Here is a 16,094-nt window from a genome sequence, read left to right as displayed (position 1 = left end):
GTGGATACTTTTAGCTACCTGGGTCAGGGCTTCGGCGTTGCCCTGAGCCCCTACAACCTGTTCACCGCGCTGTGTGGCACCCTGATCGGCACCATCGTCGGCCTGCTGCCGGGCCTGGGCCCGATCAACGGCGTGGCGCTGCTGATTCCGATCGCCTTCGCCCTCGGCCTGCCGCCGGAAACCGCGCTGATCCTGCTGGCTGCCGTGTACCTGGGCTGTGAATACGGCGGTCGTATTTCCTCGATCCTGCTGAACATCCCGGGCGAAGCCTCGGCGGTGATGACCACCCTGGACGGCTACCCGCTGGCCCGTCAGGGCAAAGCCGGTGTCGCCCTGTCGATCTCCGCCTGGAGCTCGTTCGTCGGTGGCCTGATGGCAACTTGCGGTGTGGTGATCTTCGCCCCGCTGCTGGCCAAGTGGGCGGTAGCCTTCGGCCCGGCCGAATACTTCGTGCTGATGGTGTTCGCCATCGTCTGCCTGGCGGGCATGGCCGGCAACAAACCAATGAAGACCGCGATCGCGGCCTGTATTGGCTTGTTCCTGTCGTGCGTCGGCATCGATTCGAACAGCGGCGTGTACCGCTTCACCTTCGGCAGCCTCGGCCTGGCCGACGGCATCCAGTTCGTGGTGTTGGTGCTCGGTCTGTTCTCGGTCAGCGAGATCCTCGTGCTGCTCGAACGCACCCACCATGGCCAGAAGGCCATCGAAGCCAAAGGCCGCATGCTGTTCAACCTCAAGGAAGGCCTGTCGGTACTGGCCACCAACCTGCGCAGCGGCGCGGTCGGTTTCGGCCTGGGCATCCTGCCGGGCGCCGGTGCGACCCTGGCCAGCGCCGTGGCCTACATGAGCGAGAAGCGCCTGGCCCACAAGGACAACAAGTTCGGCAATGGTGACCTGCGCGGCCTGGCCGCTCCGGAAACCGCCAACAGCGCCTCGGCCTGCGGCTCCATGGTGCCGATGCTGACCTTAGGCGTTCCTGGCTCAGGCACCACCGCGGTGATGCTCGGCGCCCTGACGCTGTACAACATCACCCCCGGCCCGCTGCTGTTCCAGAACCAGCCGGACATCGTCTGGGGTCTGATCGCCTCGCTGTTCGTGGCCAACGTCATGCTCATCGTGATGAACGTGCCGATGATCAAGGTGTTCACCAAGATCCTTGCCGTGCCTTACTGGGCCCTGGTGCCAGCCATCGCCATCATCACCTCGATCGGCGTTTACGCCGTGCACGCCACCGCGTTCGACCTGTATCTGATGATCGGCATCGGCATCGCCGGCTACATCCTGCGCAAGATGGACTTCCCGCTGTCGGCCATCCTGCTGGGCTTCATCCTTGGCGGCCTGATGGAACAGAACCTGCGCCGCGCCCTGTCGATCTCCAATGGTGACCTGGGCATCCTGTTCGCCAGCCCGATTACCTGGGGCGTGTGGACCCTGATCGTGGCGATGATCGCCCTGCCGTTCTACCGCGCCTGGCGCAAGCGCAGCCAGCGCAAGGCCGAAGCGGCCAATGCCTGATAGCGTCGACCCGCAAGGCAACTCCAAGCACCTGCGCAACTGGTGGCTCACGCCGCTGGTTGGCGCAGTCGGTGGTTATCTGGCCAGCCTCATCGGCTGGCCTTTGCCTTGGGTGATCGGATCCCTGCTGGCAGTGATCCTGCTGCGCTGCAGCGGCGTACTCAGTCAGGAAATGCCCGGTGGTCGCCAGGTCGGCCAGTGGCTGGTGGCCGCCGGAATCGGCCTGCACTTCACCAGCGAAGTGCTCGAGCAGGTGCTCGGCAACCTGACGATCATCCTCTTCGGCGCCCTCGCCACCCTCGCGCTCAGCGCCATCGGCATTGCCGGCCTGCGCCGCTCCGGCGTGGATCGCGCTACGGCGTTCTTCGCCAGCATGCCCGGCGGTGCCAGCGAAATGGTCAACTTGTCCCGCCGCCACGGCGCCCAGCCGGCACGCATCGCCGCTGCGCACAGTGTGCGGCTGTTGATGGTCATTCTGCTGATTCCGGCGCTGTTCACCTGGGGCTTGCCGCCCACCGAACCCGTACCAGCCATGCCAGTGGACTGGTTCTGGCTGGCGATCCTGCTGCCTGCGGGTGCGCTGCTGGCCTTGCTTTGGCGACGGCTCGGGCAACCCAACCCGTGGATGCTCGGCCCGTTGACGCTGTGCGCCGCGGCCAGCGTGACCTTCGATCTGCATATCGGCATGCCCGGCTGGCTCGGTCAGCTCGGCCAGTGGCTGATCGGCTGCGCCCTGGGCTGTCATTTCGACCGGGCGTTCTTCCGCAGCGCCCCCAGCTTCCTCGCTCGGGTGGTGGTGTTCACGCTGCTGGCGATGATCGTCACGGCGCTGCTCGGTTCGGCCATCGGCTGGGTGAGCGGCATCGAGTCGGTTTCGCTGATGCTCGGCATGATGCCCGGCGGCATCACCGAACTGTGCCTGACCGCAGAAGCGTTGCAGCTATCGGTTGCCCTGGTCACGGCGCTACAGGCCCTGCGGCTGTTCCTGGTAATGTTCCTGGCCGAGCCCCTCTACCGCCTGTGGCAGCATCACTCGCCGCAGCCCTGATCTCTCCTGCCCGACTTAGCGTCGGGCTTTTTTTAGCGGATATGTCCACGCGCGTGCTGTCGACATGGCTGGCTTACTCTTGTTCAGGTGCCTACTGCGAGGAGTCGACATGTCCGCTTATCTGAAAAGCCTGCTCCTGCTGCTTGCGATCGGCCTGCTGGTCAGTGCCTGTGGCAAGGCCAGCCTGGTCTATCGCAACCTGGACTGGGTGATTCCCTGGCGAGTGAATCAGTATCTGGACCTCGACTCACAACAGAAAGCCTGGCTCAAGCCAAAGGTACAGGAGCACCTGGCCTGGCACTGCAGCACCGAGCTGCCGCGCTATGTGGACTGGCTACAGCGCACACAGGATCTGCTTCAGGAACCTGCGCCGGACGCCAGCCAACTGGAAGCCCAGATGATCGAAGCCGAGCAGGCGTTTCACGCCATCGTTCGGGAAACCAATCCCACGGCGGTTGCGCTGCTCGCCGATCTACGCCCCGAACAGGTCGAGCGGCTTTACGCACGCATGGAAAAAGACAATCGCGAAGACCGCCAGGAGTTTCTCGAACCGCCATTGCAAACCCAGATCAGCGAGCGCGCCGAGCGCCTGGAAAAGCGCCTGAAACCCTGGTTCGGCACATTCAACGAGATGCAGCGGGCACGCATCGGCCAGTGGGCCAGCGAACGCCGCGACCAGAACCGCCAATGGCTGGAGAATCGTACGCGTTGGCAGGATGAATTTCGCAGCGTGCTCGATCAGCGTGACGCCGAGGATTTCGCCCAGCGCATGAGCTATGTGCTGGAGAACCGTCGCGGCGCCCATGACGCACGGGCGACCCAGGCCTACGAGCAATCACGCCTGGCGATGGCCGCCCTGCTCAGCGACCTGCTGGCCGCTGCTGACGAGCACCAGCGCACCCGGGTGAACGAGCGCCTCGCGTCGTTGCAGAGCGACCTGGCCGGGCAGATCTGCTCCGGCTGATCAGCCCTAGTAGCCTGTTCACGATCTTCATGCCGGGCTTTATCTATTTTGACTGCAATGCGGCGGGAGCGGCCGTTATCCGATCCATTGTGGGAGCCGCTACCTCGCGGCGAATCGCTCAGGCACCGCCGAAATAGGCAGTCAGGCTGCAATCGTTTCGCCCCGAGGTCGGGGCTCCCACAGGTTGGTTTGAGTGTCTGCTTCTGCCTTGTAGCTGCCCGTGCGCACATCCAGAAAGATCGTGAACGAGCGTTAAGCCGGTGGCAGGCGCCAGTCGATTGCCGTCAGCCCGCGCTGCTCGAGAAACTTGTTGGTGCGGCTGAAGTGGCCATTGCCGATGAAGCCCCGATGAGCGGACAGCGGTGAGGGATGGGGCGAGCGCAGTACCAGGTGTTTGCTGGTGTCGATCAGCCGCTCCTTGCTCTGCGCATGGGCACCCCACAGCAGGAACACCAGATGGGGGCGCTGCTCGCTGACCACCGAAATGATCCGATCGGTGAACGGCTGCCAGCCCTTGGCGGCGTGGGAGCCGGCGTTGGCCCGCTCGACGGTGAGCGAGGTATTGAGCAGCAGCACGCCCTGTTCCGCCCAGGACTGCAAATAACCGTGGTTGGGAATATCGATATTGAGATCGCGCTTGAGCTCTTTGTAGATGTTCACCAGCGACGGTGGCGTGGCCACGCCCGGCTGCACCGAGAAACACAGGCCATGGGCCTGACCAGGGCCGTGGTAGGGGTCCTGGCCGATGATGACCACTTTCACCTGATCGAGCGGCGTGGAGTCCAGCGCGTTGAAGATCAGCGGGCCCGGTGGATAGATCTCCTTGCCAGCGGCCTTTTCCTGACGCAGGAAATCACCCAGGGCGCTCATGTAGGGTTTGTCGAACTCGTCATGAAGCGCCTGTTTCCAGCCGGCCTCCAGCTTGACCTTGTCTGCGGCGGACATGCCTGCTCCCGGTAATTCAATGAAACCGGCACGCTAGAGAAGCCTACAGACCAAGTCAAGGCGCCGCCCGATACTCAAGTTGGCGGCGGCGATTTCTGACCCAAAGGTGAATCGCACGGCGCAACGCTGAGCAACCTTTGGCGCTACAGTTAAGGCAACACCGCTGAAGAGGACGACTCATGAGTACGGCACTTGAACCCTACAAACCCGGCATCTTCGACCTGACCCACAAACTAACGGTGGAAAAGCACGGCCACACCGCCCTGCTCACCATCAACAACCCGCCTGCCAACACCTGGGACCGTGAATCGCTGATCGGCCTCAAACAGCTCATCGACCACCTGGACCGTGACGACGACATCTATGCGCTGGTCATCACCGGCCAGGGCGGCAAGTTCTTCTCGGCCGGGGCTGACCTGAAATTGTTCGCTGATGGCGACAAGGCCCGCGCCCGCGAGATGGCCAGCCGATTCGGCGAAGCCTTCGAACGGCTCAGTGCCTTCCGCGGCGTATCCATCGCCGCCATCAACGGCTATGCCATGGGCGGCGGCCTGGAGTGCGCCCTGGCGTGCGACATCCGCATCGCCGAGCGCCAGGCCATGATGGCCTTGCCGGAGGCCAGCGTGGGCCTGCTGCCTTGCGCCGGCGGCACCCAGAACCTGCCCTGGCTGGTCGGCGAAGGCTGGGCCAAACGGATGATTCTCTGCGGCGAACGGGTCGATGCCGACACGGCGCTGCGCATCGGCCTGGTGGAACAGGTGGTCGATACCGGCGAAGCCCGCGGCCACGCCCTGCTGCTGGCCGCCAAGGTCGCCAGCCAGAGCCCGGTGGCGGTGCGCGCCATCAAACCCTTGATCCAGGGCGCCCGTGAACGCGCGCCGACCACCTGGCTACCTGCCGAACGCGAGCGTTTCGTCGACCTGTTCGACGCGGCCGATACCCGCGAAGGGGTCAACGCCTTTCTGGAAAAACGCACGGCCAACTGGCGCAATCAATGATGCTCACCGGCAACAGCCTTTGGAAATGCTCATGAATGTAACCTTCGAAGAACGCCCAAGCCTGCATGGCTATCGCGTCGCCATTGCCAGCCTGGATGCGCCGGCAAGCCTCAATGCCCTCTCGCTGCCGATGATCGATGCCCTGCAGGATCGCCTGCGGGTTTGGGCCGAAGATGCCGATATCGCCTGCGTGCTACTGCGCGGCAACGGCAGCAAGGCGTTCTGCGCCGGCGGCGATGTGGTGCAGCTGGCCAAACAGTGCCTGGCCAGCCCCGGCGAAGCACCCGAACTCGCCGAGCGCTTCTTCGCCCGCGAATACCGCCTCGACCACTACCTGCACACTTACCCCAAGCCACTGATCTGCTGGGCCCATGGCCATGTGCTGGGCGGCGGCATGGGATTGCTGCAGGGTGCGGGGATTCGCATCGTCACACCAAGCAGTCGCCTGGCCATGCCGGAGATCAGCATCGGCCTGTTCCCGGACGTGGGCGGCAGTCACTTCCTCTCCCGCCTGCCGGGCAAGCTGGGCCTGTTCTTTGGCTTGACGGCCAGCCCTCTGAATGCCCGCGACGCCCTCGACCTGAACCTGGCCGACCGCTTCCTGCTCGACACCCAGCAGGACACTCTGATCGACGGGCTGATTCAGTTGAACTGGCGAAACCAGGCCGACCTGCAACTGCACAGCCTGCTCAAGGCACTCGAGCAGCAGGCCCGCGGCGAGCTGCCAGCCGCGCAGTGGCTACCGCGCCGCGAACGCATCGATGCCCTGCTCGACCAGGCCAACCTGCCACTGAGCTGGCAGGCCCTGGCCAATCTGGAAAAAGATGACGACGCCCTGCTCGCCAAGGCCGCCAAGACCATGCTTGGCGGCAGCCCGTTGACCGGTCACCTGGTGTGGGAGCAGATCAGGCGCGCCCGGCACCTGTCATTGGCGCAGGTATTTCGCATGGAATATGGCATGAGCCTGAATTGCTGCCGCCACCCGGAGTTCGCCGAAGGCGTACGGGCCAGACTGATCGACAAGGATCACGCCCCGCACTGGCACTGGCCGGACGTCAGCCAGGTGCCGCAGCAGGTGATCGCCGCGCATTTCGCCGCGCTGGACGATCACCCCCTGGCCGACCTGGCCTGATCGATCAACGCTCGCGCAGCGCCTCGGCGCGTGCGCGAATGATCGGTTTGAGCAGGTAGCTGAGTACGCTCTTCTTGCCGGTGATGATGTCCACCGAGGTGACCATGCCTGGGATGATCAGCAACGGGTGATCGTCGGTGCCGAGGTGGCTTTTCTCGGTGCGCAACTTGATCAGGTAGAAGCTGTTGCCTTCCTCATCGGTCACCGTGTCCGCGCCGATCTGCTCGAGCTTGGCCTTCAGGCCGCCGTAGATGGTGTAGTCATAGGCGGTGAACTTGACCACGGCTTCCTGGCCCGGGTGCAGGAAGGCGATGTCCTGCGGGCGAATGCGCGCCTCGACCAGAATGGTGTCGTCGATGGGCACGATTTCCACCATGTCGCTGCCCGGCTGGATGACGCCACCGATGGTATTGACTAGCAACTGTTTTACGATCCCCCGCACCGGCGAAGTGACCAGAGTACGATTGACCCGATCCTCCAGTGCCTTGCCGGTTGATTCGATCTTGCTGAGGTCGGTGCGCGCCTCGTTCAACTGAGTGAGCGCCTCGCTGCGAAAGCGCCCACGGGTTTCGTCGATCTTGCGCTCCACTTCCTTGATTGCTGCCTCGGCACGCGGGATGGCCAGGCCGGTCGCCTCCAACTGACCGCGGGCTTCCACCTCAGCGCGCTTGAGGCGCAGCACCTCGACCGGCGACACGGCGCCTTCGGCCACCAGCGGCTCGGACATGCGGATTTCCTGACGCAGCAACTCCAGGCTGTTACGGAATTGGCCCTGCTTGGACGCGTATTCGCGTACTTCCTGGCGACGCTGCGTCAATTGCTCCTGCAGCCCGGCGACCTCGTCCTGCAGCTGCTGCTGGCGGCTGAGAAACAGCGCCCTTTCGCTCTGCGCAAGGCCTGGTGCCTTGGCAGCGATGTCCTCGGGAATGGCCAGCTCGCGACCTTCGACCTCGGCGCTCAGGCGCTCGACGCGCATGGCCAGCGACAACCGATCGGCCTCGGTCTCACCCACGTTCGACGCGAAGCGCGTGTCGTCCAGGCGCAGCAAGGGCGTACCGGCCTCGACCACCTGCCCTTCATGGACGAACAGCTCGGAAACGATGCCGCCTTCCAGGTTCTGGATCTTCTGCACACGCGAGGATGGAATGGCCTTGCCGTCACCGCGGGTCACTTCGTCGACTTCAGCGAAGTTGGCCCACAACAAGCAGAACATCACGAAGGCAATGATGCCCCACAGAGTGAGGCGCAAAACCCTGGGCGCATCTTCGATGAGCGCCTTGCGAACCTCCGGCAGGGGTTCGTCGCCGACCTCGTCACGGGGGCCGAAATAAGAAGCGGCAGCGCGCATGAAGCGCTGGAAGGAGTCCTTAACTGACACTGATCTGCCCCTTCTTCAATGCCTCCATGACGCTCTCTTTCGGGCCGTCGGCAATGATGCGCCCACGGTCGACGATGACCAGCCGCTCCACCAGCGTCAGCATCGAGGCCCGGTGGGTGACCAGCAGCAACGTCTTGTTCTTGCTGATGGCAGCCAGGCGCTGCTTGAGGCGCTCTTCGCCGGTGTTGTCCATCGCACTGGTAGGCTCGTCGAGCAGCAGAATCGGCGGATCCAGCAACAATGCCCGCGCCAGAGCCACGTTCTGGCGCTGACCGCCGGAAAGATTCTGGCCGCGTTCACCGACCTGCAACTCGTAGCCGTTGGGGTGCAAACGGGCGAACTCGTGCACGCCGGCCAGCTCGGCAGCCTGCAGCACCAGTTCGTCCTCGACGTAACGCGCGCCCGAAACCAGGTTGTCGCGCAGGGTGCCGGCGAACAACTGAATGTCCTGGGGCACGTAGCCGATGTTGTAGCGCACGTCGCTGACATCCAGCTGGCGCACATCGATCCCGTCGACCAGCAAGCTGCCGGCATCGGACTGGTAAAGCCCGACGATCAACTTGGCCAGGGAGCTCTTGCCGGAACCGCTACGCCCGATGATGCCGACCTTTTCCCCGGGGCGGATCACCAGGTTGATGCTCTGCAAGGCGGCCTGCTGCTGATCCGGGTAGTGGAAGTCCAACTGGCGGAATTCGATGCCGCCCTGCAGCGTCTGGCGCTTGAGCGGGCGTTCGTCGGCCTGGCGCTCCTGCGGCAGTTCCATCATCTGGTTGACCGAATCCAGCGTCACGCGTGCCTGCTGGTATCGGATCAGCAGACCCGACACCTGTGCCAGCGGCCCCAGAGCCCGGGAGCTGAGCATGTAGCAGGCGATCAGGCCGCCCATGCTCAGGTTGCCAGCGATGATCTGGTAAACCCCCAGCACGATGATCACCACACCGGCGAGTTGCTGCAGCAACAGCGTCGAGTTCATCGCCAGGCTCGACAACATACGCGCCTTGAGCTCGAAGCGGCCCAGGGTGCCGATGGTCTGCTCCCAGATGTACTGGCGCTCGCTTTCCGCGTTATTGACCTTGATCGCATCGAGGCCGGCCAGGCTTTCGATCAGCCCGGACTGCCGCTCGGCCGCCAGGGCCATGCTGCGTTCCATAGTCTTGGCCAGCGGCTTTTGCAGCGCCCAGCCGATCAGCGCGACCAGCGGGAAAGCCAGGATGGGGATCCACACCAGATGCCCGCCCAGGTAGGCGATGACCGCGAGAATCAGAATGGTGAACGGCAGGTCGATGACGCTGGCCAGCGTCAGCGACGCCAGGAAGTCGCGCAGGCTCTGAAACTCGTGAATGTTCTGGGCGAAGCTGCCGACCCGTGCCGGGCGATGCTTCATCGCCATGCCGACGATGCGCTCGAACAGGGTGGCCGAGATGATCATGTCGGTCTTCTTGCCGGCCAGATCCAGGCACAGGCCGCGCAATGTCTTGAGCAGCAGATCGAAGATGAACACCCCGCAGATACCGATCGCCAGCACCCACAAGGTGGCCTCGGCCTGGTTGGGTACGACGCGGTCGTAGACGTTCATCACGAACAGCGGGGTGACCAGGCCGATCAGGTTGATCAGCAGACTGGCCGCGACGGCATCGATGTAAAGCCAGCGCGAACGCTTGAGGGTATCTTTGAACCACGAGCTGGCACGGGGAATGAGCTCGCCACGGGTGAAGTCGAACTTGTGCTGAGGCTGAGCGAAGAACACCCGGCCGCTGTAATCCTCGGCCAGGGTTTCGATGCTGACCCGTACCTCCCCGCCTTCCGTCTCGCTGGGCATGATGCGCGCCTGCCCATCGGCCTCCCAGCCAAGCAGCAGCGCACTGCGGCCGTCGCGCAGCAACAGCAGCGCGGGCAAAGCCAGTTCGGGAATCTTGTCGAGATTACGACGCAACCAGCGGCCCTGAAGGCCTGCGCGGGCAGCCGCCCGGGGCAGCAATTCGGCGCTCAGGCGCTGCTTGGGCAGCGGCAGCCCGGCAGTTAGCATGGCCCGGCTGACGGACTTCTGATGGAGACTGCACAACGACAGCAAACTATCCAGCAGTGGATCGTCGTAACGGTCACGAGGATCATTACGTGGCTGGGATGGATCAGGTTCTACTGCCACTGCACATTTACCCTTACCTAAAAAACCGAACTCTAGTTCATGTTGGGCAGTTGCACATTAGTCTTGATGGTATCCAGCGGCACGGAGGCCATCGGTGCAGAGATTCCCTGGCTTTTGAGCAGCGTACCGGTGGTGGCCTTGATGCGGTAATGGGTGAACAGTTCGGTAAAGCGAACTTCCTGCAGGCGACGGGCGGCGGTGAAGTATTCGTTTTCGCTGTCCAGCAGATCCAGCAGGGTGCGTTCACCCAGGCCGAACTGCTTCTGGTAGGAGTCGCGCACCCGCGAGCTGTGGTCGACGTACTGCTGGGCGATCGGCAATTGCGCACGGGCATTCTGCAGTGCATTCCAGGCCAAGCCGACTTCTTCGTTGAGTACGCGCAACGCATTGTTGCGAATGTCCATGGCCTGGTTGCTCAGGTACGCCCTGGAACGCACGTTGGCGCTGTCGCTACCGCCTGCATAGAGGTTGTAGCGCATGCGCACCATCGCCTGCCATTCCTTGTTTTCGCCGTCCACGCCATCGATGTTGTTGTTGAGGCCAGTGGACACTTCTGCGTCGAAGCGTGGGTAGTAAGTGCTTTTCGCCGCGGCGTACTGCGCCTCGGTTGCCTTGACGTCGGCCTCGGCCGAACTGATGTTGGGGTTATTGGCCAACAGCTCGTCACGGGCAGCTGTCAGGCTTTCGGGCAGGTGCACACCCATGCTGTCCGGCATGCTCAGATCGGCGGGCTCGCGGCCCACCACGCTCAGGTAGGTGACTTGGGCATCGGCCAGGTTGGTCTGTTCGGTCAGCAGGTTGTTGCGTGCCTGGGCCAGGCGCGCCTCGGCCTGATCGAGATCGGCCATGCGACCCACGCCGCGTTCGCTACGCAGGGAAATCTGATCGTAGATGCGCTCGTGGCTGCGCAGGTTCTCTTCCGCCAAGCGCGCCAGTTCCTGGCGCTGCAGAACATCCAGGTAAACCTGGGCGACTTCCAGCGCGGTGCGCTCGGAATTGGCCAGCAACGAATAGGCGCGGGCATTGACCGTGGCGCGCTGACGCGCGACTTCGTTGCGGGTGGCGAAACCGTCGAAGAGCATCTGCTGGACGGTCAGGCTGGACTCGGAGCGATTGAGCGTCCGGTAACCCCGGTCATCACTGGCGCGGGTACTGTTGTTCTCGGTACCTTCACGGCCATAACCGGCCTGCACGTCGACACGCGGCAGGTAACCTGCACGCGCTGCTTTCATGTCCTCCTCGACCGCCAGCCGCGCATTGATTCCAGACTGGATTTCAGGATGCACGGTGAGTGCGTTCTGCATGGCCTCGGTCAACGTCTGCGCCTGGGCTGAAACGGAAATGGCGAGGGCAAGAGGAAGCGTGGCAACGAAACGCATGGTCAGTAAATTCCCTGTTAAGGCCGGCATGTTTTATCGGTATAGATCAAGTCGCTGAGCAACCGGCCGAAGACTATCATTGCCACTGAACTTCAGTGTTTGGCAGAAGACAAAACAGCTGAAAATATCAAAGTGACATCAACGGGTCCGATTGTTTATGATCAGACCCGAAGGGTCAATACTCTGGCGGCAACCCTGGAGCAATAAATTTCCGCCAATTATATGACGCCATATTTTCAGCAGTATCCGCTATAAATCGGTATAGACGCATTTCACAGATTTTACCTCGCGCATGCGCATGGAGCTGGTTATGAGCAATTTCGCCGCCGTCATCAAATCTTTGATTGGCCAAGTCTTCGTTACCTCGGTCGACGGAGTTCGGCGTCAGGTATTTGAGGGGGACCGCATCTTCGCTGGCGAGCAGGTCACCACGGCCGATGGCGGCTCCGTGACGCTCGAGATGGCGAACGGCGAAACAGTCAAGCTCGGTGCCAACAGCTCCTGGCAAGCCGGCAATCCAGATACGCAGGATGCTGCCGAAGCCGCGCAGGCACCCACCAGTGAACTCGAGCAGGCCCTGGCGGCGGGCATGGACCCCACCGTCGACCTCGAACCGACCGCTGCAGGCCCTGGCGCAGGTGGCGGCGGTGGCAGCGCAGGTGGTGGCCATAGCGCTGTAATGCTCAGCGAGACGGCGCAGCGCGTCGATCCGACGATCGGTTTCCAGACTACCGGCCTGGGTACTCCGGGCTTCAACCTGATCGAGGATAACGACCCCGCCATTTTCACTGCCGCGGCAGCCACCGCCACCACTGCGCCTGACACCACCGCGCCAGTCGTGACCATCAGCATCGACCCGATCACTGGCGATGACGTGCTCAACAGCGCAGAGCTCGGTTCCGCCACGGTAAACATCACCGGTACGGTTGGCGGCGAAGCTCGGGTTGGCGATGCAATCACGTTGAACTTGGGTGGCAACGTGTATAGCGGCACGGTCATCGCGCTCGGCAATGGGGCGCTGGGCTTCAGCATTCCGGTCAGCAGCGCTGACCTCGGTACCTTCAGCAGCATCAGCGCAACGGTTAGCAGCGCCGATGCGGCAGGTAACGTCGGCACCGCCACGGCGAACCGGCCCTACACCGTCGATACCACTGCGCCGGTCATCACTGTCGATGCGCCGGCCGTCACCAACGACACCACGCCGACCATCACCGGTACTACCGATGCGCCGGTGGGCAGCACCGTTACGCTGACTGTCACTCAGAACGGTTCAAGCTTCACCGTTACCACGCCGGTTCTGGCTGGTGGCACTTACAGCGTCGAGCTTCCACAGCCGCTGGCTGAAGGTCCGTATACCGTTGGTGCCCAAGTGACTGATCCGGCGGGCAATACCGGCTCAGCAACTGACAGCGGCGCCATCGACACCACCGCTCCGCTGATTACCGTTGATGCGCCGGCCGTCACCAACGACACCACACCGACCATCACTGGGACGACCGATGCGCCGGTGGGCAGCGTCGTTACGCTGACCATTACCCAAGGCACAACCGTGCTGACCACCACGGCTACCGTGGTCGCCGGCGGGACTTACTCCGCCGATGTACCGGCTGGTCTGGTTGAAGGCCCGTATTCCGTTGAGGCTCAGGTGACTGATCCGGCGGGCAATACCGGTTCGGCCAACGACAGCGGTGCCATCGACACCACAGCTCCGCTGATCACCGTCGACGCGCCGGCCGTCACCAATGACACCACGCCGACCATCACTGGGACGACCGATGCGCCGGTGGGCAGCACCGTCACGCTGACTGTCACTCAGAACGGTTCAACCTTCACCGTTACCACGCCGGTTCTGGCTGGCGGCACTTACAGCGTCGAGCTTCCTCAGCCGCTGGCTGAAGGCCCGTACAGCGTTGACGCCCAGGTGACTGATCCGGCGGGCAATACTGGTTCGGCAACCGACAGCGGTGCCATCGACACCACCGCTCCGCTGATCACCGTCGATGCGCCGGCCGTCACCAACGACACCACGCCGACCATCACTGGGACGACCGATGCGCCGGTGGGCAGCACCGTTACGCTGACTGTCACTCAGAACGGTTCAACCTTCACCGTTACCACGCCGGTTCTGGCTGGCGGTACCTACAGCGTCGAGCTGACTCAGCCGTTGGCTGAAGGCCCGTATTCTGTTGAGGCTCAGGTGACTGACCCGGCGGGCAATACCGGTTCGGCCAACGACAGCGGTGCCATCGACACCACCGCTCCGCTGATCACCGTCGATGCGCCGGCCGTTACCAACGACACCACGCCGACCATCACTGGCACGACCGATGCGCCGGTGGGCAGCGTCGTTACGCTGACCATTACCCAAGGCACAACCGTGCTGACCACCACGGCTACCGTGGTCGCGGGCGGGACTTACTCCGTCGATGTACCAGCTGGTCTGGCTGAAGGCCCTTACACTGTCGATGCGCAGGTAACCGATGCCGCCGGCAATACCGGTTCGGCCAACGACAGCGGCGCCATTGCCACCACAGCTCCGCTGATCACCGTTGATGCGCCGGCCGCTACCAACGACACCACGCCGACCATCACTGGGACGACCGATGCACCGGTGGGCAGCGTCGTTACGCTGACTATCACTCAGAACGGTTCAAGCTTCACCGTTACCACGCCGGTTCTGGCTGGCGGTACCTACAGCGTCGAGCTGACTCAGCCGTTGGCTGAAGGCCCGTACACTGTCGATGCGCAGATAACCGATGCCGCCGGCAATACCGGTTCGGCGACCGACAGTGGCGCCATCGACACCACAGCTCCGCTGATCACCGTCGATGCGCCGGCCATCACCAATGACACCACGCCGACCATCACTGGGACGACCGATGCGCCGGTGGGCAGCGTCGTTACGCTGACTGTCACTCAGAACGGTTCAAGCTTCACCGTTACCACGCCGGTTCTGGCTGGTGGCACTTACAGCGTCGAGCTTCCACAGCCGCTGGCTGAAGGTCCGTATACCGTTGGTGCGCAGGTGACTGATCCGGCGGGCAATACCGGTTCGGCCAACGACAGTGGCGCCATTGACACCACCGCGCCGGTGCCAACCATCACACTCGATGCCAACATCACCGCCGATGACGTGATCAATATCGCCGAGTCGGGTCAGCAGATCCCGGTCACAGGCACTGTCGGCGGCGACGCAAAAGTTGGCGATACCGTTACCCTTACCATCAATGGCAAAGAGTTTACTGGTTCGGTCGTCGCCAATCCCAATGGCACCCTGGGTTTCAGCATCAGCGTCCCAGGCGCTGATCTGGTGGCTGATGCGAGCAAGACGGTCACCGCCAGCATCACCACGACCGATGCGGCCGGCAATATCGGCACTGCAACGGATACCGAAGGCTACAGCGTCGACACCACAGCACCGCTGATCACTGTCGATGCTCCGGCCATCACCAACGACACCACGCCGACCATCACCGGTACCACCGACGCACCGGTGGGCAGTGTCGTTACGCTGACCATTACACAAGGCACAAACACCTTTACCGTAAACACACTGGTGCTGGCGGGCGGCACCTACAGCATCGAACTGCCTCAACCTTTGGTAGACGGCCCTTATGCGGTTGATGCGGAAGTCACCGATGCAGCTGGCAACCCCGGTTCGGCCAGTGACAATGGCACCATCAACACCACGGCCCCATTGATCACGGTTGATGCTCCGACCATTACCAACGACACCACGCCGACCATCACAGGTGCCACCGACGCGCCTGTAGGCAGCACTGTCACGCTGACCATCACGCAGGGCACTAACACCTTTACCGTGGATACACCGGTGCTGGCTGACGGCACCTATAGTGTCGAGCTGCCTCAGCCACTAGCTGAAGGCCCCTACTCCGTTGATGCCGCGGTCACTGACGCCGCGGGCAATACTGGTTCGGCCACTGACAGTGGAGCAATCGACACCACAGCGCCACTGATCACTGTCGATGCTCCGGCCATTACCAATGACATCACGCCTACCATTACCGGTACTACCGATGCGCCGGTAGGCAGCACTGTCACGCTGACCATTACCCAGGGCACCAACACCTTCACCGTGGACACACCGGTGCTGACTGGCGGTACCTATAGCGTCGAACTGCCTCAGCCATTGGCTGAAGGCCCTTACTCCGTTGATGCAAAAGTCACGGATGCGGCGGGCAACACCGGCTCGGCTACCGACATCGGAGCCATCGATACTACGGCGCCGGTACCGACCATCACGCTCGATGCCAACATCACTGCCGATGACGTGATCAATATCGCCGAGTCGAGCCAGCAAATTCCGGTTACTGGCACCGTGGGTGGCGATGCGAAGGTCGGTGATACTGTCACCCTCACTGTGAACGGCAAGACCTTCACGGGTCAGGTTCAGGCGAACAACACCTTCAGCATCAACGTTCCAGGCGCAGATCTGGTTGCCGATGCCGGTAAAACCATCACCGCCAGCATCAGCACCACCGATGCCGCCGGCAATGTCGGCACTGCGACAGACACCGAAGGCTATAGCGTCGACGTCACTGCTCCCGTTCCGACCATCACGCTGGACG

General features: G+C 62.9%; 10 protein-coding genes. 6 read left to right on the top strand and 4 right to left on the bottom strand.

Annotated features, from left to right (window positions below; all coding sequences use genetic code 11):
- The 3 genes from BVH06_RS10675 (at position 1) to BVH06_RS10665 (ending at position 3,527) form a co-directional block, all read left to right on the top strand.
- A complete protein-coding gene (locus tag BVH06_RS10675) occupies positions 1-1,515 on the top strand; it encodes a tripartite tricarboxylate transporter permease (RefSeq protein ID WP_075931227.1) in 1,515 nt (504 codons plus the stop codon).
- Positions 1,508-2,563 (top strand): AbrB family transcriptional regulator, encoded by a 1,056-nt coding sequence (locus tag BVH06_RS10670; RefSeq protein ID WP_075931228.1) that lies wholly within the window; start codon positions 1,508-1,510, stop codon positions 2,561-2,563. Before BVH06_RS10675 ends, BVH06_RS10670 begins: the two co-directional genes overlap by 8 nt.
- 109 nt (positions 2,564-2,672) lie before the next feature.
- Positions 2,673-3,527, top strand: a complete 855-nt coding sequence (locus BVH06_RS10665; protein WP_075934071.1) for a DUF6279 family lipoprotein — start codon at positions 2,673-2,675, stop codon at positions 3,525-3,527.
- A 252-nt stretch (positions 3,528-3,779) separates the two neighbouring features.
- On the opposite strand, the gene ung is transcribed toward BVH06_RS10665, so the two are convergent.
- The gene (gene ung / locus BVH06_RS10660; RefSeq protein ID WP_075934070.1) at positions 3,780-4,472 is read right to left on the bottom strand and encodes a uracil-DNA glycosylase; all 693 of its coding nucleotides are present in this window, start codon (positions 4,470-4,472) and stop codon (positions 3,780-3,782) included.
- 179 nt (positions 4,473-4,651) lie between these two features.
- Between ung and BVH06_RS10655 the strand changes: the two genes are divergently transcribed.
- Positions 4,652-5,470: an enoyl-CoA hydratase gene (locus tag BVH06_RS10655; protein WP_075931231.1), complete on the top strand. Its 819-nt coding sequence runs from the start codon at positions 4,652-4,654 to the stop codon at positions 5,468-5,470.
- A 31-nt stretch (positions 5,471-5,501) separates the two neighbouring features.
- Positions 5,502-6,602: an enoyl-CoA hydratase/isomerase family protein gene (locus BVH06_RS10650; RefSeq protein ID WP_075934069.1), complete on the top strand. Its 1,101-nt coding sequence runs from the start codon at positions 5,502-5,504 to the stop codon at positions 6,600-6,602.
- Between the two features lie 4 nt (positions 6,603-6,606).
- Here BVH06_RS10650 and BVH06_RS10645 read toward each other — a convergent pair whose 3' ends face one another.
- From BVH06_RS10645 to BVH06_RS10635, 3 genes are read right to left on the bottom strand one after another with little or no spacing between them, the layout of a single operon-like run.
- Complete coding sequence (locus BVH06_RS10645; RefSeq protein ID WP_075931233.1) at positions 6,607-7,950, bottom strand: HlyD family type I secretion periplasmic adaptor subunit; 1,344 nt, start codon at positions 7,948-7,950, stop codon at positions 6,607-6,609.
- Between the two features lie 19 nt (positions 7,951-7,969).
- A complete protein-coding gene (locus BVH06_RS10640; protein WP_075931234.1) occupies positions 7,970-10,126 on the bottom strand; it encodes a type I secretion system permease/ATPase in 2,157 nt (718 codons plus the stop codon).
- Positions 10,127-10,158: 32 nt separating this feature from the next.
- Positions 10,159-11,511 (bottom strand): TolC family outer membrane protein, encoded by a 1,353-nt coding sequence (locus BVH06_RS10635; RefSeq protein WP_075934108.1) that lies wholly within the window; start codon positions 11,509-11,511, stop codon positions 10,159-10,161.
- A gap of 286 nt (positions 11,512-11,797) precedes the next feature.
- On the opposite strand from BVH06_RS10635, the gene BVH06_RS10630 reads away from it, so the two are divergent.
- The coding region (locus tag BVH06_RS10630; protein WP_139315616.1) for an S-layer family protein at positions 11,798-16,094 on the top strand (4,297 nt) is incomplete at its 3' end.

Source organism: Pseudomonas sp. PA27(2017) (genome assembly GCF_001945445.1).
Taxonomy (GTDB): Bacteria; Pseudomonadota; Gammaproteobacteria; order Pseudomonadales; family Pseudomonadaceae; genus Aquipseudomonas.
This window is presented reverse-complemented; position numbering and strand designations above follow the sequence as displayed.

Excerpts from the sequence above, each read along its gene's own strand:
- BVH06_RS10665 (WP_075934071.1), top strand. The coding sequence starts at position 2,673 with ATGTCCGCTTATCTGAAAAGCCTGCTCCTGCTGCTTGCGATCGGCCTG.
- BVH06_RS10645 (WP_075931233.1), bottom strand. The coding sequence starts at position 7,950 with ATGCGCGCTGCCGCTTCTTATTTCGGCCCCCGTGACGAGGTCGGCGAC.
- BVH06_RS10670 (WP_075931228.1), top strand. The coding sequence starts at position 1,508 with ATGCCTGATAGCGTCGACCCGCAAGGCAACTCCAAGCACCTGCGCAAC.
- BVH06_RS10650 (WP_075934069.1), top strand. The coding sequence starts at position 5,502 with ATGAATGTAACCTTCGAAGAACGCCCAAGCCTGCATGGCTATCGCGTC.
- BVH06_RS10655 (WP_075931231.1), top strand. The coding sequence starts at position 4,652 with ATGAGTACGGCACTTGAACCCTACAAACCCGGCATCTTCGACCTGACC.
- ung (WP_075934070.1), bottom strand. The coding sequence starts at position 4,472 with ATGTCCGCCGCAGACAAGGTCAAGCTGGAGGCCGGCTGGAAACAGGCG.